General features: G+C 67.0%; 1 protein-coding gene. It reads left to right on the forward strand.

The annotated features are described in order from the left end of the window. A partial coding sequence (locus ILT44_RS30380; RefSeq protein ID WP_255549984.1) for a DNA translocase FtsK occupies positions 1–1,344 on the forward strand: 1,344 nt, incomplete at both ends.

Consider the following 1,344-nt stretch of genomic DNA (forward strand, 5'->3'; position numbering starts at 1 on the left):
CCCGGTCCTGTGGTCACTCTCTACGAGCTTGAGCCAGCGCCTGGGACGAAGTCGTCGCGGGTGATTTCTCTGGCCGACGACATTGCCCGCTCGATGAGCGCGGTGTCGGCCCGCGTGGCGGTGGTGCAGGGCCGCAACGCCATCGGCATCGAGCTGCCCAACCACAAGCGCGAGACCGTGTTCCTGCGGGAACTCCTCGCCTCCCAGGACTTCGAGACCTCCAAGCAGAAGCTGGCCCTGTGCTTAGGCAAGACCATCGGTGGCGAGCCGGTGATCGCCGATCTCGCCCGCATGCCGCACCTGCTCGTCGCCGGCACCACCGGCTCGGGCAAGTCGGTGGCGATCAACACCATGATCCTGTCGCTGGTCTACCGCCTGACCCCGGCCGAGTGCCGGCTGATCATGGTCGACCCCAAGATGCTCGAGCTCTCGGTCTATGACGGCATCCCGCACCTGCTGACGCCGGTGGTCACCGACCCCAAGAAGGCGGTGGTGGCGCTCAAATGGGCGGTGCGCGAGATGGAGGACCGCTACCGCAAGATGTCGAAGCTGGGCGTGCGCAACATCGACGGCTTCAACGCCCGCGTGGTCGAGGCCAAGGCGCGCGGCGAGACCATCACCCGCACGGTGCAGACGGGCTTCGACCGCGAGACGGGGGAGGCGGTGTACGAGGACGAGGTGATGGATCTCGACGCTCTCCCCTACATCGTGGTGATCGTCGACGAGATGGCGGATCTCATGATGGTGGCCGGCAAGGAGATCGAGGGCGCGATCCAGCGCCTGGCCCAGATGGCGCGAGCGGCCGGCATCCATGTGATCCTGGCGACGCAGCGGCCCAGCGTGGACGTGATCACCGGCACGATCAAGGCGAACTTCCCGACCCGGATCTCGTTCCAGGTGACCTCGAAGATCGACAGCCGCACGATCCTCGGCGAGATGGGCGCTGAGCAGCTCTTGGGCCAAGGCGACATGCTGTACATGGCCGGCGGCGGGCGGATCACGCGCGTGCACGGGCCGTTCTGCTCGGACGAGGAGGTGGAGAAGGTGGTGGCGCACCTCAAGCGCCAGGGCCGGCCGCAATATCTCGAGGCGGTCACCGCCGAGGAGGACGAGGGCGGGGCTGCGCCTGATGCTCCGGTGTTCGACCAGGGCGAGTTCGGGGCACCCAGTGGCGATCTGTACGACCAGGCGGTGGCGGTGGTGCTGCGCGACAAGAAGGCATCGACGAGCTACATCCAGCGCCGGCTGCAGATCGGCTACAACCGCGCCGCCTCGCTCATGGAACGCATGGAGCAGGAGGGCATCGTCGGACCCGCAAACCACGCCGGGAAACGAGAAATCCTG

Source organism: Microvirga arvi, assembly GCF_016892765.1.
In the GTDB taxonomy this organism is placed as follows: Bacteria; Pseudomonadota; Alphaproteobacteria; order Rhizobiales; family Beijerinckiaceae; genus Microvirga; species Microvirga arvi.